The following is a 22,390-nucleotide window of genomic DNA, read 5'->3' on the forward strand; positions in this document are numbered from 1 at the left end:
AAATACTCTTACATATCTAATTCTTATCAGGAAAGTCTAAAGTTCATAGACACAAGATTTTTTACAGCCTCTTCGATTACGAATGTGGATATCTGTAATTGCGTCATCCGTTTTCAATGACAAGTGGAGTATTCCCCGAACATTGGCAAAAATACATAGATTAATCAAGGGATATTCCAAAATAATGCATTGGAATATCCCTTTTCCAATTATTGGGATTTTTGATTGCCGGTACACCATATGTAAATCCCTAATTGCTCCGCAATTACCTGTCGGCAAGGGGATTGACATATTTTTTTCTATCCTGTCATAACTGCCCTTTCAATATTTTATTGATTGGTGTAAAATTGGTGTATAAATCTAGTGAATAGTAAGTGTTTTTCCCGTAAAATCAGGCTTTTAAGAGGTTTTCCACCCCTTACAGTTTTGAAAGATAAGAATTTAACTTCTGTAATCCGCCAAATATGTGCTTATGGGAAATTCCAAAACCACTTCCGTCCACTCCCCCTCCAGGGAGGAAGCAGAAATGGAAATCCCAAGCTTTTCGCAAAGCCTTTCGCACAGATAAAGCCCCATGCCTGTGGAGCGCTTTACCTCCCTTCCGTTTGTCCCGGTAAACCCCTTCTCAAATATCCGGGGCAATTCCTCTTTCTTAATCCCTATACCGTTATCCCTGACTTTTAAAAGCACCCCCTGCCGGCCCTTCTCAGTGGAAATCCGGATATGGGCATTCCCTTTGCTGTATTTCGCACTGTTTTGCACCAACTGGTTTAAAATAAACTCTATCCACTTTTTATCTGTAAAAACCTTGTCCGGGCAGTCCACTTCCGCCTGTATCCGGCTCATAATCAAATAATCCTTATTTTTCATGAAAACATCATTTGCCGCTTTCGAAAGATCTGTCTCCAGGATGATATAATCCTTGTACACCTCGTCCAAACGGGCATAGTAAAGGGCCATATCCACATAATTTTCCACCTTCCGGTTTTCAGCGGCAATGTAACGCCCCCGTTCATCCCTGTTATTGGTGCAGTTTAGTTCAATGGCTGTAATAGGAGCCTTAATTTCATGTACCCAGCTCTCAATATATTCCCGGTACTCTCTCTTTTCATCCTCTATTTTACGGATGCGCTCAATCACGGATTTGTTGGATTTTCGGATAATCTCCCTATACAGCCTGTCCTCCAGGGAAAAAGATACCGGCATTAACTCTCCCAAAAGATACCTCTTATCTAAGTTATCCGTAATGGAAATAAGTTTATTAAAATAAGTTTTCCGGGAAAAATACCGGGCAAAGAGCCACAAAAAAAGAATCAGACACCAGCACAAAAGTATAATGGCGCAGTAGTCCAAAGGATATGACGTAAGACGCAAAAATATTGTTAAAAGCCCCATACAGACCCCATGAAGGATACACAACAATAATTTATCTTTCAGGTAATCAAGGAACCTCATATCCGATACCCCATTCCCCGCTTTGTCTGAATAAAATCATGGACCCCAATATCCTCTAACTTGCTGCGGAGCCTTGTCACATTCACGCTTAAAGCATTGTCGTCAATAAAAACCTGCTCATCCCACAGATATTCCACCAACTCTATTCGGGAGACAATCTGATTTTTATGCTGAAAAAGGCAGGATAAAATCTTTAACTCATTTCTGGACAAGTCCGCCTGCCTCCCCTGATAAGCCACACAGCCCCGGGCCCTGTCAAACTCCACGCCTTTGTGGATGTCCGTCATTTTTTCTTCCCTGGGACACCGCTTTAAAACAGCGGCAATGTGGGCCAGGAGCACCGGGGGATGAAAAGGCTTTGTAATGTAATCGTCCCCGCCCTGCAGCATTCCCTTTAACTCGTCCATAGAATCTGTCCTCCCCGTAACAAAAATCACCGGGACCTGGGAAATTACCCGAAGTTCTTTGCACACTTCAAAACCGGATGCACCTGGAAGGTTTACATCCAAAAGGACAAGATCCGGATTCATATTTAAAATTTCTTCCCTTAGATTATTAAAATCTCCCAATACAGTCACCTGGTACAGTGCATTTTCCAAAAGCTGTTTTAATTCCTGGCGGATATCAGGCTCATCTTCAATAATTAAAATATGCATGTTTCCCCCCTGTAGAATTGGGCAGGGAAGATTTTCTCCCTGCTCGCCGTGCGGCCCACATGCTGCGTCAGCAGCAAATTTCCTTATGTGGGCCTGTACATAAAAAGAAAAAACTTCCGAACATCTCGGAAGTTTTTATAAGAGCGATAGACGGGGCTCGAACCCGCGGTCTCGACCTTGGCAAGGTCGCGCGTTACCAACTACGCCACTATCGCATTTCTTTTGTGCTTTCCCTCAAGCACATTAATTATAATACAGCACAAATTGTGTTTTGTCAATATATTTTTTGAAAAATTTTGAAAAATATTAAAATTTATTGGCGCCTGCCCAGTTTCTTCCGATAATAGCGGTAGAAAAAGAGAACCAGCTTTTCTGGATAGCGCTTTAAGATAATCTGAATCTCCTCTTTGGGGTCAATAGGCTCCACCAGAATGGTTTGAATCCCTGCCAGATTTGCCCCCATCACATCGGTAAAAATCTGATCCCCCACAAAAAGAGTGGTGGATGCATCCGTTCCCATCCACTCCATTGCCTTTTTGTAATTTCCCGGTTTGGGTTTTCCCGCCTTAAAAATGTATTTTCCCCCAACCTTTTCCTGGAAAGTCTTTACCCGCAACTCCTTGTTATTGGAGAGAAACACCCACTGAAAGCCCAGTTCCCCAAGACGCCGAAACAGTTTTACCGCCCGTTTGTCCGCCGGATGGCCATGGGGCACCAGGGTATTGTCAATATCAAATATCAGCCCCCGGTATCCTTTTTTATAATACCCTTCAAAGTCAATGGCGTATGTAGAAGTTATCTGTTCATCTGGAAATAAATAATGTTTCATAAATAGTTTCACTTTTCCTTTATTTGTCCAATATTTTTTTCAGCTCGTCCATAAAAGTATTGACATCCTTAAATTCCCGGTATACCGAAGCAAACCGGACATAGGCTACCGCTTCAATGTCCTTTAGCTTATCCATGACAATCTCACCGATGACTGCGCTGGAAATCTCTTTTTCCTCCCGGTTAAACACTTCCGTCTCAATTTCATCCACCAGCATATTAATCTGATTGGCGGATATGGGCCGTTTATGGCAGGCCCGCAAAATTCCCGCTTCAATTTTTGACCGGTCAAACTGTTCCCTGTTATTGTCTTTTTTAATAACAATAAGGGGAATCGTCTCCACTTTTTCATAGGTGGTAAATCTTTTCCCGCAGGAATCGCAAAGCCTGCGGCGGCGGATGGAACTGTTGTCTTCTGCCGGTCTAGAATCAATCACCCTGGTATTGTCACTGCTGCAATATGGACACTTCATTTGTACTTCCTCCAAACTTCCTCACAATTTCTTCCTTATTTCCTCTTCCTTTACCTCAACCAAAATAATGTCGGAACCAATGCGCACAATGCATCTCCAGGGAATACAGAATTCAAATTCATGTCCAAACATGCCAAACAGCTTACAAGGCCCAGGTATAATGATTTTTTCAATACATCCCGTCTCTTTGTCAAATTCCAGGTCAATTACATTTCCCAGGCATTTGCCGTCGCAGATGTTTATCACTTCTTTCTCCTGCAAATCACATAAACGCATCTTTACTGCCTTTAGCTGTTCTTTTCTCTATTGTATTCCCCTGCCCATTGTCCTATACATTAAACCGGAACAAAATCACATCTCCGTCCTTTACCACATACTCTTTTCCTTCCAAGCCCACAATCCCCTTCTCTTTTGCCGCGGAAAGGCTCTTTAAGTCCAGCAAATCCTGATAATTTACTACCTCCGCCCGGATAAATCCCCGCTCAAAATCTGAGTGGATTTTCCCTGCCGCCTGAGGAGCCTTTGTGCCTTTTTTTATGGTCCAGGCCCTGGTCTCATCCTCCCCTGCGGTTAAAAAACTGATTAAACCCAAAAGGCTGTAGCTTGCCTTAATCAGTTTTTCAAGGCCGGATTCCTTAAGGCCCAAATCCTCCAGAAACATAGCCTTTTCCTCATCGTCAAGTTCCGCAATCTCCTGCTCAATCTGGGCACAGATAACAAAAACCTCACTGTTCTCTTTTTTTGCCTGCTCCCTCACCTGTTTTACAAAGGGGCTGTTCTCCCCATCCTCCGCCAACTCCTCTTCCTTCACATTAGCTGCGTAGATAACCGGCTTTGCCGTTAAAAGATTGTAGGATTTAAACCACTCCGTCTCGTCCTCATCCTCAGAAAGTTCAAAGGTCTTTGCCATATTTCCGTCTTCCAGGTGCTTTTTGATGCTCTCTAACAGGGCAAGCTCCTTTGCCTGGGTTTTATCCATCCTGGCGCCTTTTGCCGTTTTTGCAATCCTCCGCTCCAATATTTCTATGTCTGAAAAAATAAGCTCCAGGTTAATGGTCTCAATATCCCTAAGGGGGTTAATGCTGCCGTCCACATGGACCACATTTCCGTCCTCAAAGCACCGCACCACATGGACAATGGCATCTACCTCACGAATATTGGCAAGAAACTGGTTTCCCAGCCCCTCCCCTTTGCTGGCTCCCTTTACAAGCCCTGCAATATCCACAAATTCTATCACCGCCGGGGTCACTTTCTTTGAATGGTACATCTCCCCAAGCTTTGTGATGCGCTCGTCCGGCACCGGGACAATCCCCACATTAGGGTCAATGGTGCAGAAAGGGTAGTTGGCTGACTCCGCCCCCGCTTTTGTCAGTGAATTAAATAAAGTGCTTTTTCCCACGTTGGGAAGCCCCACAATTCCTAATTTCATAATATTCTCACATCTCCTTTATTTTCAAGAGTTTCAAGCATTTTTCGGTTGACCTTTGCACCATTTCCGCCCATCAGCCAAGCTTGAATGCCTGTCCAAACTTCTTAATTTCTTTCTCATCCTCAGTTATATATACACAGTTTCATTATAACACCTATATTTGCCTACAAGAGTCTGACACAGTATAAAATGTTACCACATCCAGCCTCTTATTTCAACTTTATCCACTAGTGTTTCCCATATTTTTTACGATTCACTCTCCATCCCTGGACTCAATCACCAGTAAAATCCCCTCCGCAAAAGAAATCTCCGCCTCATCCCCCACAATCTCATTGCTGATTCCAAGGGAAGAAAAACAGGAATACTCATACTGAAACAGAGGATATTTCATGCCCTTTAAAGTAAGCCCGGACACCTTTGGGGTGACGGGAAGCAGGGAAACATAATCCCCAAACTGCTCTTCTTTTCTGATGGAAATCCCATTCTTAACCATGCGGATTCTATTGCAGGAATCCGCCATAAGGATTTCCACTCCACAGGAAACCCCCAGGCCTAACAGCCCGATATTGGCAAGCACATGGTCTAAGCGGCTTCCCGTGGCCCCTAAGATATGGATTCTTTTGCATCCCCGGCGTATCACCTCACGGATAGCCGCCTCCGTGTCTGTATCGTCTTTTTCCGGAACAAGAGACAGCCAGTCAATCCCCTGCTGCCCTTTAAAAAAAGCCAGTGTCTCCTGTTTTACCGAGTCAAAATCCCCCACAATAACATCCGGCTTTACCCCTGCCTTCCGAAAAAACTCCATACCAAAATCCACGGCTGCTAAAAGAGCCGTTTTCTGTTCTTTCATATAGGACAGGGCAAATTCAAAATCTACAGTCCCCCCTGTCACAATCACTGCCTGCCTCATACTTTACTCCGCCATAAAATCTAAAAATTCTTTCACATTTTCTTCCACATCCCCCTGGAACACAGAGCTGCCGGAGACAATAATATTTGCCCCTGCATCCATCACTGTTCCCAGGTTTTCCATGGTAATTCCCCCGTCCACCTCAATATCCGTTTTTAAGCCCCTGCTGTCAATCATTTTCTTTAAATCCCTGATTTTATCCAAGGTATAGGAAATCAGCTTCTGTCCCCCATACCCCGGATTTACCGTCATAATCAAAACCATATCCACCACCGGAAGAAGATATTCAATGGCGCTTAAGGGCGTGGAGGGGTTTAAGGCAACCCCGGCAATAATATCCTGCTCCTTAATCATCCGTATGGTTCGGTCTAAGTGGCGGCAGGCCTCCGCGTGGACGGTTATCAAATCCGCTCCCGCCTCCACATAATCGTCAATACATTTCTCCGGATCCTGCACCATAAGGTGCACATCAAAAATCCTGTCACTGACAGGACGGATGGATTTAATCACCGGCAGTCCCATGGAAATACTTGGAACAAACATACCGTCCATAACGTCAATGTGGACATACTGGGCACCTGCCTGGTCAATCAGGGCCACCTGCTGGCCCAGCCTTGCAAAATCTGCCGCTAAAAGCGACGGTGACAAACAATTCATATCATATCCCCCTTTTCCCCTGAAAAACTAATAACGTTTCATCTGCTTTAACTCCTGGTATAACGTCACATAATTGTGATAGCGCACTTTTGAAATCTGCCCCTTCTCCAAAGCACGTTTCACCCCGCAATCCGGTTCTTTGATATGGCTGCATCCCCGGAATCTGCAGGATGGCTCTAAGGGAACAAACTCGGGATAATATTTCCACAGGTCATTTTCCTTTAATTCCGGGATATCCAGGGAACTAAACCCCGGTGTGTCCATAATATATGTGTTTTCCTTTACATAAATGAGCTGGGAATGTCTTGTAGTATTTTTTCCCCTCCCGATTTTTTCACTGATTTTTCCTGTCTCCATGGCCGCTAAGGGCTGCATATAATTTACAATAGAGGACTTTCCCACCCCGGAAGGCCCTGCTAACACACTTGTCTTTCCCTCCAAAATGGAAAAGAGTTCTCTTAGCCCCTCCTCCTTGGCCACACTGGTAAACATAACTTTAGAACCGCATTTCCCGTAATCATAAGCCATCTCCTTGGCTTTCTCCCCAGTAATATAATCGCTTTTATTAAAACATATAATTACCGGCACATTCTGATATGCCATCATCACAAGAAAACGGTCCAAAAGGTTGTAATTTGGCTCCGGCCTCTCCGCCGCAAATATCACAAGGGCCTGATCTATATTGGCTACATTGGGGCGGATTAATTCATTTTTCCTGGGAAGGATTTCTGTGATATTGCCCTCCATTTCCTCCGAATCTAAAACATCCAGCTCCACATCATCCCCCACCAGGGGCTTCTTTTTGTCCTTGCGGAAAATCCCTTTTGCCTTGCATTCATAAACCCCGGAATCTGCGGTGTGTACATAGTAGAATCCGGCGATTCCTTTTACGATTTTACCCTTCATACGATTCCCTACTGCTTCGTGAATGTGACATTTTCATGCTGCTCCTGGGCCGTCCCGTCGGATAAATGCCAGGTAATGTCCAATGTTCCCCTGTCAGAACTCTCAATATCGGAAACAGAAATGGTGTAGGGGAATTTTCCAATATCAATGCCAGACCAAATCTGAAGCACCTGGCCGCTGGCATCCCGCAGGGTAATATCCGCTGATTTTACCTCGGAGCTGTCCGGTGCGGTAATTTTTGCATTGCAGTAGTATTTTGTCACCCTGGAACCAAGGCTTATCACAAGGCTGATATTGGTTCCCTCGTCCACGCTCTGGTCTTTGGCTATGCTCTGGCTGATGACATTCCCCTCCGCTATGTTATCGCTGTAGTCCGTGGAAGTGCTGGTTACGGTAAGCCCCGCATTGGTAAGCATATTCACGGCCTCCTGCTTTCCTTTGTTCACCACATCGGGGACAACCACTTTTTTCACTTCCTTGCCGCTGCTGATAACAAGATTTACCGTATCCCCCTTCTTGGCAGAGGCTCCGCCGCCTGGCGTCTGGGAAATTACCTTCCCTTCCTCCACCGTATCGCTGTATGACTGGCTGGTACTTACAAGGAATCCCTGGGCGGTAAGGGTATTTTTCGCCTCCTGCTCGGAAATTCCAAGGACGGAAGTTACGCTTATGCTCCCGGCACCGCTGCTGATATACACATTTACCGTAGTGTTTATGGGAACCTCTTCCCCGCTTTCTATATCCTGGGAGACAATCTGCCCCTCCGGGTACTCATCGCTGGCCTGTGTCCCTGCCTGACGGATTCCGATTTTCTTCTCGTGAAGCTTCTCCTTTGCCTCATCCATAGTAAGCCCCAGAACAGAAATCATCTCCACTTCCTCTTTTGTCTCCTGCTCCGTGACAATAGCCTCTTTTTCCTCTTTGTCCTTCTTTGGCTTTTTAGAGCCTCCGCCAAAAACACCTGCCATATGGCCGAAGAAGTAGATTAAAATAGCCACAATGATAAGGCCCGCCACGATTCCCCCTATGGTCACTGCCTTCTCCATTTTGGGATTTAAGAAACCGTCGTCCTCTTCCTCATCATCCTCTTCTTCCTCATAATCATACCCGTATTCTTCCTCCGCTTCCTCCCTTTTGGAAACATGGGACTGCTTTGCAGGCCTTGCGGGTCTCACCTGTTTAATCTGTGCCACTTCCTCCTGGCTTACCACTCTTGTCTTATCCTGATTATCCTCAGTTCCCATGGTGACAAAATCATCGTTGGGGCTGATAAGGACTTTCTTTAAGTCAATTAAAAGGTCACTGATGGAGTCATACCGCCTGTCCGGGCTTTTCTGGGTACACTTTAAAATTATCTTTTCTAAGCTTACAGGGAGGTTTGGGGCGTAATTGCTGGGGGGAACCATCTCCTCCTGAAGATGCTGGATAGCCACCGCAACCGTGGTATCCCCGTCAAAGGGAACACGCCCTGTCACCATCTCATACATCACAATACCCAGGGAATAAATGTCGCTTTTTCCGTCCACAAAGCCGTTTCTTGCCTGCTCCGGGGAGGAATAATGCACAGAGCCCATTACATCTGCACTGATGGTATTGCTGGAAACAGCCCTGGCAATTCCAAAATCTGTGACTTTGGCCTTTCCCTCTGTGGAAATCAGTATATTCTGAGGTTTAATATCCCGGTGGATAATATGTTTGGCATGGGCCGCCTCAATTCCCCGCCCTACCTGGATAGCAATGCTCACCGCCTCTTTGTAGGTGAGCTGCACTTTTTTCTCTATATAAGTCTTTAATGTGACACCTTCTACATATTCCATCACAATAAAGTAAATACCCTCTTCGCTGCCCACATCATAAATATTTACAATATTGGGATGCTCTAACCCTGCTGCTGACTGTGCCTCGGTACGGAATTTTGTCACAAAATTCACATCTGCGGCAAATTCCTGTTTTAAAACCTTAATTGCCACATTGCGCCCTAAAATATGGTCCCTTGCCTTAAATACATCAGACATTCCCCCGGCACCGATTTTTTCTATTATCTCATAACGATCCGATACAAACATTCCCGCTGTCAACATACTTTCACCTGTCTTTCTATTCACCGAATGGCTCAATTACAACCACCGTAATATTGTCTCTCCCACCATTGGCATTGGCGGTTTCCACTAATTTTTCCGCCTGCTCCGCAATGTCCCTCTGGCTTTTCATAATCCTTCGGATATCCTCATCCTCAATCATGTTGGTAAGCCCGTCGGAGCACATAAGGATTTCGTCTGAATCCCTCAAACCGGCCTCAAAAAAATCAATTTCAATCTCCGGCACTGCCCCCACAGCTCTTGTAATTATATTTTTATCCGGGTGTTCCCTGGCTTTCTCCTGATCCAACTCCCCTAAGCGCACCATCTCCTGCACAAGGGAATGGTCTCTTGTAATCTGTCTAATCTCCTGGTTTACGATATATAACCTGCTGTCCCCCACATTTGCCGCAAAAAGCCTGCCCTCTGCAATCACCGCAGCAACAATGGTAGTTCCCATGCCTTTCATAGACGCGTCTTCTTTTGCTTTTTCAATCAGAGCCCTGTTTGCCTGCATGATGGCATCTCTTAAAATCAGGGGAATTTCCCTCTCCCCCGACTCCTTTGCCACAGCTACAATTGTCTTCACAGCATGGCTGGAAGCATATTCCCCGGCATTATGACCGCCCATTCCATCCGCCACAAGGAAAAGATTGGGCAGATTTCCCACCGGAATCTCAGATGTAAACATGGCATCCTGATTCATATTCCGGCGTAAACCTATATCCGTTATGGAAAATGTTTTCATGCTATCCCTGCCTCTCCATGTATTTTTTCCGTAATTGTCCACAGGCTCCGTCAATATCCTGGCCCATTTCTCTTCTAATAGTAACATTTATTCCATATTTTTCAAGCTTATTTTTAAATCCCTGTACCGCTTCCCCCTTCGGCCTTTTATAATTCCGCTCTTTAATGGGATTTACAGGAATAAGGTTCACATGGCAGTTTATGCCTTTGATTAAATCCGCAAGTTCCTTTGCGTCCTCCGGGGAATCATTTGCCCCCGCCACAAGGCTGTACTCGAAAGTGATTCTCCTGCCTGTAAGCTCCACATAAGTTTTACAGGCATCTATCACAGAGGAAAGCTCATATTTATTTGCCACTGGCATAAGTTCCCTTCTTTTTTCCTGATTGGGGGCGTGGAGGGATAAGGCCAGGGTAATCTGGAGTTTCTTTTCTGCCAGTTCCCGAATCTTTGGGACAAGGCCGCAGGTGCTTACCGTCACATTCCTCTGGCTTAAGTTCTGGCCCCCCTCCCCGGTGAGAAGTTCAATAAACCTTAAAAGATTATCAAAGTTGTCTAAGGGCTCTCCCGTGCCCATCACCACCACATGGCTGACCCTCTCCCCGGTGTCCCTTGTAATTTGGTACACCTGCTCTAACATCTCGGAGGGGGTAAGGTTTCGCACCAGCCCCTCCAAAGTGGAGGCGCAGAACCTGCAGCCCATCCTGCAACCTGCCTGGGAGGAAATGCAAAGGGAATTTCCAAATTTGTAACGCATCAGTACACTTTCCACTGCATTGCCGTCCTGGAGGAGAAAAAGATACTTTTTCGTCCCGTCTTTTGAAACCTGCACGTCTTTTTGCCTTAGCAATGTATAAATACATTCTTCTTTTAATTTTTCCCGAAAACCTGCCGGAAGATTGGTCATGTCATCTATGGAGGGGGAAAGTTTTTCATGCATCCACTGATAGAGCTGTTTCCCCCGAAAACCTTTCTCCCCCAAATGGGTTACAAAGTCTGTCAGCTCCAACAGGCTCATGGATTTTATATCCGCTTTTTCCATCATAATCTCCGTATCATTTTTGCAAGATAAAAACCGTCCCCGCAGCTTTCCCCGGGAAAGATCTGACGTTCCTTTGCCAAAGAAAACTCCCGGTGGTTTTCTAAAAACCAGGCCGTGTTGTCCTCGTTTTCTATTTTGTTTACCGTGCAGGTGGAATACAAAAGGGTCCCTCCCGGCTTTACATACTGGCAGGCATTGGAGAGTATCTGTCTCTGAAGCCTGGATAACTCCTCCTGCTGCTCCCTTGTCATGCGGTAACGGATGTCAGGCTTTTTTTTAAGCACCCCAAGGCCGGAACAGGGCAAATCCGCAATCACCCCATCCGCTTTTCCCACAAGAGATTCATCCAATATTAAGGCGTCCCATTTCACGGCTTTTACATTCTTAAGCCTGGCCCGGGCAATATTTTCTTCTATAAGCCCCACCTTATAGTCCGTCAAATCCCTGGCCTCCACCACACCAAGCCCTTGCATTAATTGCGCCGCATGGATGCTTTTCCCTCCCGGCGCAGCGCACACATCCACCACAAAATCCCCTTCTTTTGGGTTCAGAAACCAGACCGGAAGCATGGAACTTACATCCTGCACATAAAACTGTCCCTGTGCAAACTCTTTTATTTTTAAGAGATAGTCATACTCCCATATGTACAGCCCCTGTTTAAAATCGGGATAATCCCTTAAAACAACTTTTTCCGCCTGGATTCCCTGCTTTTTTAAATCATCAATCAACTTTTCCCTGTCCGTCATCATGGTGTTTACCCGGATGGTTGTCCGCTCCTGGTTTAAAAAGGACTCCGCCATAGATTTCGTCTTTTCCCACCCGTAATCCTCTCTCCACTGCCGTAATATCCACTGGGGAATGGAACAGCGGATGGAAACTGCCTCTATGGGTTTTTCCTCCTCCGAAGGGTAGGAAACCTCTGGGAGATTTCTGCTGATACTGCGCAAAACCCCGTTCACAAAGCCTTTTAAACTCCCAAATCCTTTTTTCCCCGCCAGTTTCACCGCCTCATTGCACACAGCGGAATCCGGCACAGAATCCATATACTTTAGCTGGTAAACACCCATGCGCAGAATACACCGTATCACAGGCTTCATCTTCTTTACCTTTACCTTGGAAAACCAGTCTATGATATAGTCAAGCTCTATCCTCCGCTCTAAAGTGCCAAGGGTAACCCTGGTGATAAAGCTCCTCTCCTGTTTGGAGAGATACTGATACTTGTCCAAAAGGGCAGAGAGCGCCTTGTGGCTGTAACTCTCCCCTTTTTCAACGGACAAAAGCGTCTCAAGCACCAGCTCCCTGGTATTTTCTCCCTTAGTCGTCATTTCTGCCACCAAAAAGGAGAATCAGACGAAGGAGCTGTAAAATAGCTGCCGCCGCACCAGCCACATAGGTAAGGGCCGCCGCACCTAAAACTTTCTTTGTCATGGGAAGTTCCTCCTCGCTTAAAATCCCTGTGCTGCCAAGGATATTTACCGCCCGCCTGGAGGCATCAAACTCCACGGGAAGGGTTACAAGCTGAAAGAGTACCGCCAGGGAAAAACAGATAATCCCCAGCTTAATGAGAAAAGAACCTGTGGCGCTGGAAAACAAAAGGCCGATAATTATCAGAGGCCAGGCCAAGGTGGAACCGATATTGGCCACAGGAACAATAGCGCTTCGGATAGAAAGGGGGGCGTAATCTTTCTGATGCTGTATGGCATGGCCGCACTCGTGGGCTGCAACACCGATAGCAGCCACGGAGGTGGAATCATAGACGCTGTCAGAGAGATTCAATGTCTTATTCCTGGGGTCATAATGGTCTGTAAGGCTTCCTGACACGTGACGGACAGTAACATCCATTATCCCGGCGGAGCGCAGCACTCTTTGGGCCGCCTCCTTTCCTGTCATATTTGTTCTGCTCCGGTATCTGGAGTATTTATTAAAAGTAGTTTTAACTCTTGCAGAAGCAATCATGCAGATAAGTGCCCCAATGATTACCAGAAAGTAGGTGGGGTCCCAAAACCCATAATATCCGTATCCCATAGTAAAGTTCCTTTCTTATGTTATGATTTAATATTTTATTTTCTATCCCAGTTTGGCATTTGATAGTACTTCATATCCTCGGAGAAATGACGGAATGTCCATGCGCTTTTTCCCTTCAAGCTGGACTTCCAACAGTGAAAGCACGCCGTCCCCGGTATGGATTTTCAGTTCTTTTTTATTCACAAGATACACGCAGCCGGCTTTTTGGGGTTCTCCTCCCGGCTCCGGAAGGGCCTTCCATATTTTTAGTGTTTTCCCATTCAGCCTGGTATATGCACTAGGCCAGGGATTTAATCCCCGGATGAGATTTTCAATTTCAACGGCAGATTTCTTCCAGTCAATATCTCCCATGCTCTTATCTATCATTCCCACATGGCTTGCCTGTGATTCTTCCTGTTTCGTATACCTTGCGGTGCCATTTTCAATTTTTTCCATGGTTTCCACTAAAAGCTTCGCCCCAAGCTTTTCTAACTTGTCAAAAAGGCTTCCTCCCGTTTCCTCCGGGGAAATTTCTGTCTCGGCCGTTTCTATGATATCCCCGGTGTCAAGCCCTACATCCATGCGCATAATGGTAACTCCGGAAACTTTATCCCCGTTTATCACCGCCCACTGGATGGGCGCAGCCCCCCGGTATTTGGGCAAAAGGGAGGCGTGGACGTTTATGCAGCCGTATTTCGGCAGGTCAAGGAGCTCTTTTGGGAGTATCTGTCCAAAAGCCGCCACCACAATGATTTCCGGCTGTCTTTCCCGGATAAATTCCACGCATTCCGCCTCCCGGACTTTTCTTGGCTGGTACACTTCTATACCCTGGGAAATGGCATACTCCTTTACCGGGGGAAACTGCAATGCCTTTCCCCTGCCCTTTGGCTTATCCGGCTGGCTCACAGCCAAAACCACCTCATGGCCTGCAAGGACAACCGCCTCTAATATTCCCGCCGCAAAATCCGGGGTTCCCATAAACACTACCCGCATAATTAATCCTCCTCATAGGATACTTCGTAAAGGTCTCCCTCCACAAATTCCGTATACATATGTCCCTCTAAATGGTCAACCTCATGGCAGATAGCCCTTGCTAAAAGATCTGTGCCTTCCACGGTAATCTCATGCATGTTCCTGTCATATGCTTTAGCAATTACATGGTTTGGCCTTGTGACCTGGCCCGCCATGCCGGGCAGGCTTAAGCACCCCTCTCCCCCGGTCTGCACCCCGTCGGAAGAAATAATTTCCGGGTTTATTAAAACCAGGGGTTCCTCCCCCACGTCAATTACCACCAGACGCTTTAAAATGCCTACCTGGGGTGCTGCAAGGCCCACTCCCTGGGCTTCATACATAGTTTCCAACATATCGTCAATTAACATCTGGATTTTGGGAGTCATCTCGGTAATCTCCCTGCATTTCTTTGTTAACACTGCGTCTCCCTGCATCCGAATTGTCCTGAGTGCCATAACTTTCTTTGTTTCTCCTTTCTAAATTCCCCCTGCCGGGTCAAAATCAAAGGTGATTCCCACCTGTTCCATGTCCTGTTTTTCCTTTATGAATAACTCCATCCTGTCCTTTAAAGCAACCAGGCTTTCATATTCCGGATGCTTTAAATAAATAACCTGACGGTAAATATCTTTTACTTTTGCCACTGGGGCCCCTGCCGGGCCTATCATCTGCAGATTTTCAATGGCCGCTTTTTTTATCACATTGGAAAAGCGTATAGACGCCTGAATGGCTGCACTTTCCTCCTCACTGGTAAAAATCACCAGTAACATGTGATATACCGGGGGATAATGCATCATTTTGCGGTATGTAATCTCCTCCTGGTAAAACGCCTCATAATCCTGCTTTTGTGCCGTCTTTATGGCATAATGCCCTGGATTGTAGGTCTGGATGACCACTTCCCCGGGAAGACTGCCCCGTCCCGCCCTTCCCGCCGCCTGGGTTAAAAGCTGAAAGGTACGCTCCCCTGCGGTGTAATCGCTGACATACATAGACATATCCGCCGCTAATATCCCCACCAGGGTTACATTTGGAAAATCATGTCCTTTTACAATCATCTGGGTGCCGATTAAAATATCCGCTTCCCCGGCGGAAAATGCGGAGAGGATTGCCTCGTAGCTCCCCTTTTTCCTTGTGGTGTCAAAATCCATGCGAAGAATCCTTGCCTTGGGAAAACACCCTCCCACCAGCTCTTCAATTTTCTGTGTTCCCGCCTTAAAACCGCTGATGTACTTAGAAGAGCATAGGGGGCAGATTTTCGGTGCCTTTGTCTCATACCCACAATAATGGCACACTAATTTGTTATTTCTGTGAAGACTTAAAGAAACATCGCAGTGGGGACATTTTATCACTTCACCGCAGCTTCGGCAGGACACAAATCCTGAAATTCCCCTTCTGTTTAAAAACAGCATAATCTGCTGCTTCTTCCTAAGCCTCTCCTCCATAAGCTCTTTTAACTTCCTGCTTAAAATGGAGCGGTTTCCCGCCTTAAGTTCCTCCCGCAAATCCACAATATGGCAAATGGGCAGGGGCTTTTCCTTTACCCTCTGCTTTAAAGTGAGGAGTTTAAACTCCCCCTGTTTTGCCCTGTAATAACTTTCCAAAGAGGGGGTGGCGGAGCCTAAAACAACTGACGCCCCTGCCATCTCCCCCCGTTTTATCGCCGTCTCCCTGGCATGGTACCTGGGGACGGTTTCGCTTTTGTAACTGTTCTCATGCTCTTCGTCTATTATAATCAAACCTAAATTGGCAAAGGGGGTAAAAAGCGCCGACCTTGGGCCTATCATAATGTCGATCTCCCCCTGCTTTGCCCGGAGGAACTGGTCATACCGCTCCCCGGGGGACATTTTAGAATTTAAAATGGAAACCCGCTCTCCGAAACGGTCATAAAACCGCATCACCGTCTGGTAGGTCAGGGCAATTTCCGGTATCAGCATAATGGCTGCCTTTCCCCGGGAAATCACATGGGCAATTAATTCCATGTACACTTCCGTCTTGCCGCTGCCTGTAACCCCGTGGAGAAGGTAGGTGAAACCCTGCCCCTCTTCCATATGGGAAAGCACCTCATTCACCGCTTCCCTCTGAAAACCATTTAACACAATGTCATATCCCCTGCTTTTTAAATGGGCCACAGGATTTCTGTATACCTGCCGTATCTCCACCGATAAAACTTTCTGCCCTTCCAATGCCTTTATCACGGCACTTGTGATATTTAACTTGTGAATTACAATGTCATAGTCAATTTCAGGGTGCTCCATCAGTTCCCGCAAAAGCCTGGCCCTTGCCCTGCTGTGCTTTTTTTCATAGGAAGAAAGCACTTCCGCCGCCTCCTCCTGGGATAACAGGAGTTTTAAACTGCGTCTTACCTTTAACTTTTCCTTTTGCTTTACGGGAATCACCGTCTTTAACGCCTGGTTCATGGTGCCCCCATAATTTTTCCGCATCCAGGCCGCCAGGGCAATTAGCTGCCCGGAAATCTCCACCCCTTCTTCTTCCACAGATAAAATTTCCTTTATTTTTTCTGTGTCAAATTCCGGTTTATCCGTCACTTCCAGCACATACCCATGAATGGTGCGGTTTCCGCTGCCAAAGGGCACAGACACCTTAACCCCGGGATGAATCCCTGATAAAAGTTCCTCCGGTATCCGATACTGAAAGGTTTTATCCAGTTTTGCCTGGGATATATCTATGATAATATTTGCAAAAAATATCATATTCCTTCCTTTAGTATATCTGCAATCAAATCTCTTTCGTCCATGGGATATTTTTTCCCCTTGATTTCCTGGTAATCCTCATGGCCTTTTCCCGCCAGGACAATGACATCCCCCGGCCTGCCATTTTTTATGGCATAGCGGATGGCTTCTTTTCTGTCAATTATCTCCACATATTTGCCCTCTGTCTTTTCGATTCCGGTTTTAATGTCATCGATAATAGCCTGGGGCTCTTCAAACCTGGGATTATCGGAGGTAATTATGGTTAAATCCGCAAGCTCTCCAGAAACCTCCCCCATCTCATAGCGCCTGGACTTGGCCCGGTTCCCCCCGCAGCCGAACAGGCATACAAGCCTTCCAGGCTCATACTCTTTTAAAGTAGTCAAAAGGCTCTTTAAACTCATGGCATTGTGGGCGTAGTCAATCATTAAGGTAAATTCATCGGAAACTTTTACCATCTCAATCCTTCCCTTGGTCTTTGCCCCCTTTAGGGCCTGCTTCATCACTTCCACAGAAACGCCGAAATGACGGCAGATGGCAATGGCGGTAAGGGAATTGTAGACGCTGAATTTTCCCGGCACATCAATTTCCACATGAAAATCCAAAAGCCCTGCTGTATGGTATGTTACCCCCAGGTATCCCGGCCTGTGGATACAGCGCATATCCTCCGCCCGAAGGTCTGCCTCCCGGGAAAACCCAAAGGTCTCCACCTTGCAGGTATGGCCTGTTAATACATCCTGCCAGTGCACATCATCCATATTTACAATACCGATTCTGCACTGACGAAACAGAAGGCTCTTACATGCCATATATTCTTCAAAACTTTTGTGTTCGTTAGGGCCGATATGGTCCGGCTCCAAATTGGTAAAAATTCCAATTTCAAATGTAAAGCCCGCCGTCCTGTGCATCATAAGGCCCTGGGAGGAAACTTCCATCACACAGCAGTCGCATCCCTTTTCCACCATTTTGCGGAAATACTTTTGTATCAGGTAAGATTCCGGCGTGGTATTGGCGGAGGGTATCACTTCCTCCCCGATTACCGTCTCTATGGTTCCCATAAGCCCTACTTTGTGCCCGGCTCCCTCCAAAATGGATTTTACCATATAGGTGGTGGTGGTTTTCCCCTTTGTCCCTGTCACTCCAATGACTTTTAATTCATTGGCGGGATAATCAAAGTAGGCCGCTGACAAAAGCGCCAATGCATATCTTGTATCCTCTACCAAAATCACTGTCACATTTTCCGGCGCAGATACCTCCTCCATCACCACAAGGACAGATGCGCCCATTTCCGCCGCCTCCCCTGCAAAAACGTGGCCGTCCGCCTGGGCCCCTTTCACACAGACAAACATGCAGTCTTTTGTCACTTTCCTGGAATCGTACACCAAATCCGTAATGGTTTTATGAAGGCTTCCCTGGAGGATTTTATACTCCAGCCCTTCCAATAATTGATTCAGTTCTCTCATGCTTCTTTCACCCTTTCCCGTTTCGTTTTCGGGTCTTTTACAGCTTTTTCACATTATTATATGATAAAAGCGGGAATTTTACAAGTGCGAAGCATTTACAAATAGAGCCAGGAATGTAGGATTACAATACATGGGTTAAACCAGATAAAGAAAAAACTCAAAATTTTGTGTAAGGCAGCAGACACAACAATGTGGAGTGAATGTCGAATGGGGATAACCTTGCGCCGCAGCTAATTAAAATCGACTTCGCCGTTTGGCCAGTGAGGTTTTGTAAAGGACTTTTTAATCAGATTCACAAAAAATTTACATTTCAGGGCAAAAAAATAAGGCATGGAACCTATTTTAAATGATATGCTCCCCCGGCTGATACTTTTCCATGATTTCAGCCCTTGCAACATCCACCCATGCGTTCAGATTTTGGACTGCCCAGCGCAGACTTGGAGAAGTGCGTCTGCTCCCTGTCTACCCGATAAATGAGATTCTATCAAATCAACTCAAACACCATTCTGCAATACTTTCAATCGCTTTCTCCCATACATAAAAACTGATGTGGTTTTTACAAGCAGAAAATGAGATAGCGTTTCCCTGTTTTAATAAACGAAATCAGCTTTTCCGCATCGTCAAAATCATAATAATCGCCAGTAAATCCTGTACGGTGATATAATTCTTTCTCCTCCTTCAAATCCCGATTTGCCGTTGCTTTATTATATATCCATTTTTCAAAAAATAAAAGCGATTTCTTATACTTTCTGTTCATCAAAACGGAACTTGAACAATGCGGCAACAAGCCGGGATTTTATGCTGTCCTCCGTATCCCTGTCGATATGCCCGTTTTCAATGGCGGCAAGTTCCCCGTTGGTGAGGATAACTATCTTACCGCATACTGTAATGGGATATTCTTCATAGAGCGGTGCTGGCGGTCTATCTCTTGTTTTCGGTTGCTTGCTTCTTTACCGTACATAAGCATTCATACACGGAATCTTGTAAATGTTCTATTTGATATGTATATTCAACATTTTACTGTCTCCTTGCGATTTATTGTTGCGTTTTCCCAAAATTCTTCCATCACTTTACAAAACCTCTGGGGCACATCCATATTTACACAATGCCCTGCCTTTTCAAAAATCACGACTTCCGCCTGGGGCTCTGCGCTTTTCCACATTTCCACTGCCCTGCGTTCCATTGGTATATCAAACTCTCCGCACCCAATCAACAAAGGATACATTCTTGGTTTCGTCTGATGTACGTTTACCATACAGCCCAAAGATGCCAGATACCTAAATGATTTTTTGGGGAATTGAATATTCATATCATAAAACTCATTTTGCGCCTCCTGGGTATAGGCTGATATTTTCTTATTTGCTTTTGCAAACCACTTAATGGAAAAGAGCGCTTTAAACATCATTAGCATCTGTGAGGCGCTGTTTTCCTTCTGCATAGTTACATCAAAATGATTAATGTCATATCCCCCGAAACAGGCAAGGGATTTTACCGATTTCGGATACTTATTTGCAAAATCCTGTGCCAATACGGCGCCTAAGGAAACACCTGCTATATGTACTTGATCAATTTTTTCTGCTTTCAAAATATCAGAAATCCATGCCGACATTTTTTCTATACTGTCGCCTTTTTTCGTCTCTGTTGATTTTCCATGGCCGATAATATCAACCGCCAATATGTTATACCGGCTTTCAAAATATGCAAACTGGGATTGAAACATTTTATGGCTCACAAATGCGGCATGGAGAAATAGGATCCACTCCTTGTGATTATTCCCGCCGACGTAATATACAATGGGAGAAGAATCTAACCGGAACTGTTTCATTGGTTTTCGCCCTCCATTTCCTTGATTAGTTTTTTATACCATTCTATATTGAATTTCATAAAATCCCTTCCGTAACGAGCCGCCGCAAGCTGATAAAAAATGATATCCCTGTTTTCTTCCGTGACACTCATACTTTCCCCCTCATGGCAAATAGACTGTAATATATGATATTTTTCCGTCAACTGGGAAAGATAGTTTTCAATATTCATTCTGCGGCTTGTCTTATCTGAAAAGCCCATAAAATATACCTTTACCAATTCCGGGTTTCTTGTGCCCAGCGATTCAAAGGGGCTGTTTATCCATTGAAAAAAGCATGCCTTCCCCCTGTCCGTGATAGAATAGATTTTTTTATGTCTCCCTTTTTCCACAATTTCCGTAAAACAGATATCTCCAGTATTCAGCAGTTTTTTAACCGCTGCCTGTATGCTGCCCATACTGCTGCTGTACATTAAATCCATCCCTTTGCCAACCCGTTCCCTTAACTGATAAATTGTTCTGCTTTGCAAAAGCAAAAGCCCAAGTATTATATGATCCATGTTTCCTCTTTTTTGTCCTTCTTTTTGGACATACAATTATGTCTAAAGGACTTCCCTTCATATATTACTATTAGTAACATATTTATCTTACATCTTTGTGAATTAATTGTCAATAGAATATTCGTTTCGTGCCTTTCCCTCCAATTTTCCACATTTTTTCTCCCACTCCGATACGGGAAGGGGATTTATAAGATACTCCAGTCCCGGCTGCTCCCTTTGATGCTGAGGAGGAAACCCATTCAAATCTTTCCTGTTATAACCACATATGCAATCTTTATTCATTTTTTATTTTCCGCTGCTGGTTTTCACTCTATCATATGCCTGAAATTTCATATGGTTCCCCCATTGATTTCTGTTGCAGTGCGGCACAAAATCATGTATACTCATATTCATAAAAATACCCACGGAAACGGAGAACCATATGTCAGAAGAAATGAATCAGAAAGAAAATGAAGAAGTTGTTTACAATTTAAGAAAACGCCTGCTATTTTTCGGGCTTCCCTGGACTTTCACCAAATATATCATTACACCCTCCATGCTTACCATGGATGAAGGTCTCTTTAAGACAGTGGAAAATGACTGCTACATGTACAAAATCCAGGATGTGCGCCTGACCCAGACACTGATGGAGAAAATTTTTGGCCTTGGCACAGTGGAATGTTTTTCCGGGGATATCACCAATCCTGATTTAACCCTGGTACATATCAAACAGGCAAAAGAAGTAAAAAATTTTATTTTGGAGGCCTCAGAAAAGGCACGCATAAAACGGAGAACCGTCACAACCTATGACATCGGCATAAATTCGGATGATATTTCATAATACGGCACACAGAAAAAAGCTGTAAAGCAAGAGTTCTGACAAAGAGAACCCTTACTCACAGCCTTTTTTCCATGGCACATCCAAAGGATATATGTGACTATCCTTCCCTGCACAAAATTTTTTCAAAAATCAGCCCTGCCCCCATCCAAAGGGGCAGATAATCCAGCCGGATTAATCCGTCAATATTCAGTTTTGCCTTGCTGTAATCCCAAGGGCATAAATTGTGGCGCTTCAGGAAACTTCCGCTCATATATTCCACAGACAGAATTCCCACCCCGTAAATGCCGCTTCTAAGCAGTGTGGGACATTTTTTTAAAAGAGGGTACGCCTCACCAATCACCGCCGCCAGGCCATAGATGGGAAACATCCACACAGATGTATTTCCCATTAATTTCAGGTCTTTTTTTCGGAAAGAGCCCAGGGATGTATAGATAATTTCCATGCACCATCCGGTTAAACCGCAGATGGCAAAGTTTTTTTCTAATTGATGTTTTTTCATGGAAATAGGATATACAGCTTAAAAAATATTATACATTACAAATATTTTTTCACCAGTTTAATCAAATTCTTCTTTGGCTGAAATCCCACCTGGGTCTCCATCTGCTCCCCATTTTTCATTACCACTAAAGTGGGAACGCTTTGCACCGTAAACTCCCTGGACAGAGAAGGGCTTTCATCCACATCTACTTTGTAAAATGAGGCCGAGCCGGCAAGCTCCACGGAAACTTCCTCAAATACCGGTGCAAGCATCTGACAGGGGCCGCACCAGGTGGCGGAAAAATCAATCACTGACACCCCTTCTTTTTTTACCTTGTCAAATTCTTTATCTGTAATCTTCAAAACCATA

The 22,390-nt window shown here is 45.2% G+C and carries 24 protein-coding genes and 1 tRNA gene; 1 reads left to right on the top strand and 24 read right to left on the bottom strand.

The window, feature by feature from the left end; translation table 11 throughout:
• Nucleotides 1-441 precede the first annotated feature (441 nt).
• From D7Y06_RS15490 to D7Y06_RS15605, 22 genes are all read right to left on the bottom strand, one after another.
• Nucleotides 442-1,455, bottom strand: a complete 1,014-nt coding sequence (locus D7Y06_RS15490; RefSeq protein WP_120408663.1) for a sensor histidine kinase — start codon at nt 1,453-1,455, stop codon at nt 442-444.
• Nucleotides 1,452-2,111 carry a response regulator transcription factor gene (locus D7Y06_RS15495; protein WP_120408664.1) on the bottom strand — a complete coding sequence of 220 codons (660 nt, stop codon included), beginning with the start codon at nt 2,109-2,111 and terminating at the stop codon, nt 1,452-1,454. Before D7Y06_RS15495 ends, D7Y06_RS15490 begins: the two co-directional genes overlap by 4 nt.
• A 142-nt stretch (nt 2,112-2,253) precedes the next feature.
• A tRNA-Gly gene (locus D7Y06_RS15500) sits at nt 2,254-2,326 on the bottom strand.
• A 98-nt stretch (nt 2,327-2,424) separates the two neighbouring features.
• The gene (locus tag D7Y06_RS15505; RefSeq protein ID WP_120408665.1) at nt 2,425-2,940 is read right to left on the bottom strand and encodes a YqeG family HAD IIIA-type phosphatase; all 516 of its coding nucleotides are present in this window, start codon (nt 2,938-2,940) and stop codon (nt 2,425-2,427) included.
• Between the two features lie 19 nt (nt 2,941-2,959).
• The gene (gene nrdR, locus D7Y06_RS15510; RefSeq protein WP_120408666.1) at nt 2,960-3,412 is read right to left on the bottom strand and encodes a transcriptional regulator NrdR; all 453 of its coding nucleotides are present in this window, start codon (nt 3,410-3,412) and stop codon (nt 2,960-2,962) included.
• A gap of 21 nt (nt 3,413-3,433) precedes the next feature.
• Nucleotides 3,434-3,688: a YlmC/YmxH family sporulation protein gene (locus D7Y06_RS15515; RefSeq protein WP_120408667.1), complete on the bottom strand. Its 255-nt coding sequence runs from the start codon at nt 3,686-3,688 to the stop codon at nt 3,434-3,436.
• 52 nt (nt 3,689-3,740) lie between these two features.
• The gene (gene ychF / locus D7Y06_RS15520; protein WP_120408668.1) at nt 3,741-4,841 is read right to left on the bottom strand and encodes a redox-regulated ATPase YchF; all 1,101 of its coding nucleotides are present in this window, start codon (nt 4,839-4,841) and stop codon (nt 3,741-3,743) included.
• Nucleotides 4,842-5,094: 253 nt separating this feature from the next.
• Complete coding sequence (locus D7Y06_RS15525) at nt 5,095-5,751, bottom strand: thiamine diphosphokinase (protein ID WP_120408669.1); 657 nt, start codon at nt 5,749-5,751, stop codon at nt 5,095-5,097.
• Nucleotides 5,752-5,754: 3 nt separating this feature from the next.
• Complete coding sequence (gene rpe, locus D7Y06_RS15530; RefSeq protein WP_120408670.1) at nt 5,755-6,408, bottom strand: ribulose-phosphate 3-epimerase; 654 nt, start codon at nt 6,406-6,408, stop codon at nt 5,755-5,757.
• A gap of 27 nt (nt 6,409-6,435) precedes the next feature.
• Nucleotides 6,436-7,314, bottom strand: a complete 879-nt coding sequence (gene rsgA / locus D7Y06_RS15535; protein ID WP_120408671.1) for a ribosome small subunit-dependent GTPase A — start codon at nt 7,312-7,314, stop codon at nt 6,436-6,438.
• An 8-nt stretch (nt 7,315-7,322) separates the two neighbouring features.
• Nucleotides 7,323-9,395, bottom strand: coding sequence for a Stk1 family PASTA domain-containing Ser/Thr kinase (gene pknB, locus D7Y06_RS15540; protein ID WP_120408672.1), 2,073 nt, complete (start codon nt 9,393-9,395; stop codon nt 7,323-7,325).
• A 16-nt stretch (nt 9,396-9,411) separates the two neighbouring features.
• The gene (locus D7Y06_RS15545; protein WP_120408673.1) at nt 9,412-10,140 is read right to left on the bottom strand and encodes a Stp1/IreP family PP2C-type Ser/Thr phosphatase; all 729 of its coding nucleotides are present in this window, start codon (nt 10,138-10,140) and stop codon (nt 9,412-9,414) included.
• Nucleotide 10,141: 1 nt separating this feature from the next.
• Complete coding sequence (gene rlmN / locus D7Y06_RS15550; protein WP_120408674.1) at nt 10,142-11,179, bottom strand: 23S rRNA (adenine(2503)-C(2))-methyltransferase RlmN; 1,038 nt, start codon at nt 11,177-11,179, stop codon at nt 10,142-10,144.
• The gene (gene rsmB / locus D7Y06_RS15555) at nt 11,179-12,504 is read right to left on the bottom strand and encodes a 16S rRNA (cytosine(967)-C(5))-methyltransferase RsmB (RefSeq protein ID WP_120408675.1); all 1,326 of its coding nucleotides are present in this window, start codon (nt 12,502-12,504) and stop codon (nt 11,179-11,181) included. The genes rlmN and rsmB overlap by 1 nt, the downstream gene beginning before the upstream one ends.
• Nucleotides 12,494-13,204 (bottom strand): zinc metallopeptidase, encoded by a 711-nt coding sequence (locus tag D7Y06_RS15560; protein WP_120408676.1) that lies wholly within the window; start codon nt 13,202-13,204, stop codon nt 12,494-12,496. Before D7Y06_RS15560 ends, rsmB begins: the two co-directional genes overlap by 11 nt.
• A gap of 42 nt (nt 13,205-13,246) precedes the next feature.
• Nucleotides 13,247-14,176, bottom strand: a complete 930-nt coding sequence (fmt, locus tag D7Y06_RS15565; RefSeq protein ID WP_120408677.1) for a methionyl-tRNA formyltransferase — start codon at nt 14,174-14,176, stop codon at nt 13,247-13,249.
• A gap of 2 nt (nt 14,177-14,178) precedes the next feature.
• A complete protein-coding gene (gene def, locus D7Y06_RS15570; protein ID WP_120408678.1) occupies nt 14,179-14,649 on the bottom strand; it encodes a peptide deformylase in 471 nt (156 codons plus the stop codon).
• A 21-nt stretch (nt 14,650-14,670) separates the two neighbouring features.
• Nucleotides 14,671-16,902, bottom strand: coding sequence for a replication restart helicase PriA (gene priA, locus D7Y06_RS15575; RefSeq protein ID WP_120408679.1), 2,232 nt, complete (start codon nt 16,900-16,902; stop codon nt 14,671-14,673).
• Nucleotides 16,899-18,362, bottom strand: coding sequence for a UDP-N-acetylmuramoyl-L-alanyl-D-glutamate--2,6-diaminopimelate ligase (locus tag D7Y06_RS15580; protein WP_120408680.1), 1,464 nt, complete (start codon nt 18,360-18,362; stop codon nt 16,899-16,901). The genes priA and D7Y06_RS15580 overlap by 4 nt, the downstream gene beginning before the upstream one ends.
• 1,009 nt (nt 18,363-19,371) lie before the next feature.
• A complete protein-coding gene (locus D7Y06_RS15595) occupies nt 19,372-20,187 on the bottom strand; it encodes an alpha/beta fold hydrolase (protein WP_120408681.1) in 816 nt (271 codons plus the stop codon).
• On the bottom strand, nt 20,184-20,723 hold the full coding sequence (locus D7Y06_RS15600) for a PadR family transcriptional regulator (RefSeq protein ID WP_120408682.1): 540 nt from the start codon (nt 20,721-20,723) through the stop codon (nt 20,184-20,186). Before D7Y06_RS15600 ends, D7Y06_RS15595 begins: the two co-directional genes overlap by 4 nt.
• 102 nt (nt 20,724-20,825) lie before the next feature.
• Complete coding sequence (locus tag D7Y06_RS15605; RefSeq protein ID WP_120408683.1) at nt 20,826-21,005, bottom strand: hypothetical protein; 180 nt, start codon at nt 21,003-21,005, stop codon at nt 20,826-20,828.
• 139 nt (nt 21,006-21,144) lie between these two features.
• Here D7Y06_RS15605 and D7Y06_RS15610 point away from each other — a divergent pair, with 139 nt between their 5' ends.
• Nucleotides 21,145-21,543 carry a PH domain-containing protein gene (locus D7Y06_RS15610; RefSeq protein ID WP_120408684.1) on the top strand — a complete coding sequence of 133 codons (399 nt, stop codon included), beginning with the start codon at nt 21,145-21,147 and terminating at the stop codon, nt 21,541-21,543.
• 97 nt (nt 21,544-21,640) lie between these two features.
• Here D7Y06_RS15610 and D7Y06_RS15615 read toward each other — a convergent pair whose 3' ends face one another.
• Nucleotides 21,641-21,985: a putative ABC transporter permease gene (locus tag D7Y06_RS15615; RefSeq protein WP_243119354.1), complete on the bottom strand. Its 345-nt coding sequence runs from the start codon at nt 21,983-21,985 to the stop codon at nt 21,641-21,643.
• Between the two features lie 92 nt (nt 21,986-22,077).
• Nucleotides 22,078-22,389, bottom strand: a complete 312-nt coding sequence (trxA, locus tag D7Y06_RS15620; RefSeq protein WP_120408686.1) for a thioredoxin — start codon at nt 22,387-22,389, stop codon at nt 22,078-22,080.
• Nucleotide 22,390 lies beyond the last annotated feature (1 nt).

It is taken from the genome of Roseburia sp. 1XD42-69, assembly GCF_003612565.1.
In the GTDB taxonomy this organism is placed as follows: domain Bacteria; phylum Bacillota; class Clostridia; order Lachnospirales; family Lachnospiraceae; genus Roseburia_B.

Excerpts from the sequence above, each read along its gene's own strand:
- rsgA (WP_120408671.1), bottom strand. The coding sequence starts at position 7,314 with ATGAAGGGTAAAATCGTAAAAGGAATCGCCGGATTCTACTATGTACAC.
- D7Y06_RS15505 (WP_120408665.1), bottom strand. The coding sequence starts at position 2,940 with ATGAAACATTATTTATTTCCAGATGAACAGATAACTTCTACATACGCC.
- D7Y06_RS15580 (WP_120408680.1), bottom strand. The coding sequence starts at position 18,362 with ATGAGAGAACTGAATCAATTATTGGAAGGGCTGGAGTATAAAATCCTC.
- D7Y06_RS15525 (WP_120408669.1), bottom strand. The coding sequence starts at position 5,751 with ATGAGGCAGGCAGTGATTGTGACAGGGGGGACTGTAGATTTTGAATTT.
- priA (WP_120408679.1), bottom strand. The coding sequence starts at position 16,902 with ATGATATTTTTTGCAAATATTATCATAGATATATCCCAGGCAAAACTG.
- D7Y06_RS15600 (WP_120408682.1), bottom strand. The coding sequence starts at position 20,723 with ATGGATCATATAATACTTGGGCTTTTGCTTTTGCAAAGCAGAACAATT.
- rsmB (WP_120408675.1), bottom strand. The coding sequence starts at position 12,504 with ATGACGACTAAGGGAGAAAATACCAGGGAGCTGGTGCTTGAGACGCTT.
- D7Y06_RS15495 (WP_120408664.1), bottom strand. The coding sequence starts at position 2,111 with ATGCATATTTTAATTATTGAAGATGAGCCTGATATCCGCCAGGAATTA.
- trxA (WP_120408686.1), bottom strand. The coding sequence starts at position 22,389 with ATGGTTTTGAAGATTACAGATAAAGAATTTGACAAGGTAAAAAAAGAA.
- fmt (WP_120408677.1), bottom strand. The coding sequence starts at position 14,176 with ATGCGGGTAGTGTTTATGGGAACCCCGGATTTTGCGGCGGGAATATTA.
- D7Y06_RS15515 (WP_120408667.1), bottom strand. The coding sequence starts at position 3,688 with ATGCGTTTATGTGATTTGCAGGAGAAAGAAGTGATAAACATCTGCGAC.
- D7Y06_RS15545 (WP_120408673.1), bottom strand. The coding sequence starts at position 10,140 with ATGAAAACATTTTCCATAACGGATATAGGTTTACGCCGGAATATGAAT.
- D7Y06_RS15560 (WP_120408676.1), bottom strand. The coding sequence starts at position 13,204 with ATGGGATACGGATATTATGGGTTTTGGGACCCCACCTACTTTCTGGTA.
- nrdR (WP_120408666.1), bottom strand. The coding sequence starts at position 3,412 with ATGAAGTGTCCATATTGCAGCAGTGACAATACCAGGGTGATTGATTCT.
- D7Y06_RS15605 (WP_120408683.1), bottom strand. The coding sequence starts at position 21,005 with ATGAATAAAGATTGCATATGTGGTTATAACAGGAAAGATTTGAATGGG.
- rpe (WP_120408670.1), bottom strand. The coding sequence starts at position 6,408 with ATGAATTGTTTGTCACCGTCGCTTTTAGCGGCAGATTTTGCAAGGCTG.
- D7Y06_RS15615 (WP_243119354.1), bottom strand. The coding sequence starts at position 21,985 with ATGGAAATTATCTATACATCCCTGGGCTCTTTCCGAAAAAAAGACCTG.
- D7Y06_RS15610 (WP_120408684.1), top strand. The coding sequence starts at position 21,145 with ATGTCAGAAGAAATGAATCAGAAAGAAAATGAAGAAGTTGTTTACAAT.
- def (WP_120408678.1), bottom strand. The coding sequence starts at position 14,649 with ATGGCACTCAGGACAATTCGGATGCAGGGAGACGCAGTGTTAACAAAG.
- ychF (WP_120408668.1), bottom strand. The coding sequence starts at position 4,841 with ATGAAATTAGGAATTGTGGGGCTTCCCAACGTGGGAAAAAGCACTTTA.
- D7Y06_RS15490 (WP_120408663.1), bottom strand. The coding sequence starts at position 1,455 with ATGAGGTTCCTTGATTACCTGAAAGATAAATTATTGTTGTGTATCCTT.
- pknB (WP_120408672.1), bottom strand. The coding sequence starts at position 9,395 with ATGTTGACAGCGGGAATGTTTGTATCGGATCGTTATGAGATAATAGAA.
- rlmN (WP_120408674.1), bottom strand. The coding sequence starts at position 11,179 with ATGGAAAAAGCGGATATAAAATCCATGAGCCTGTTGGAGCTGACAGAC.
- D7Y06_RS15595 (WP_120408681.1), bottom strand. The coding sequence starts at position 20,187 with ATGAAACAGTTCCGGTTAGATTCTTCTCCCATTGTATATTACGTCGGC.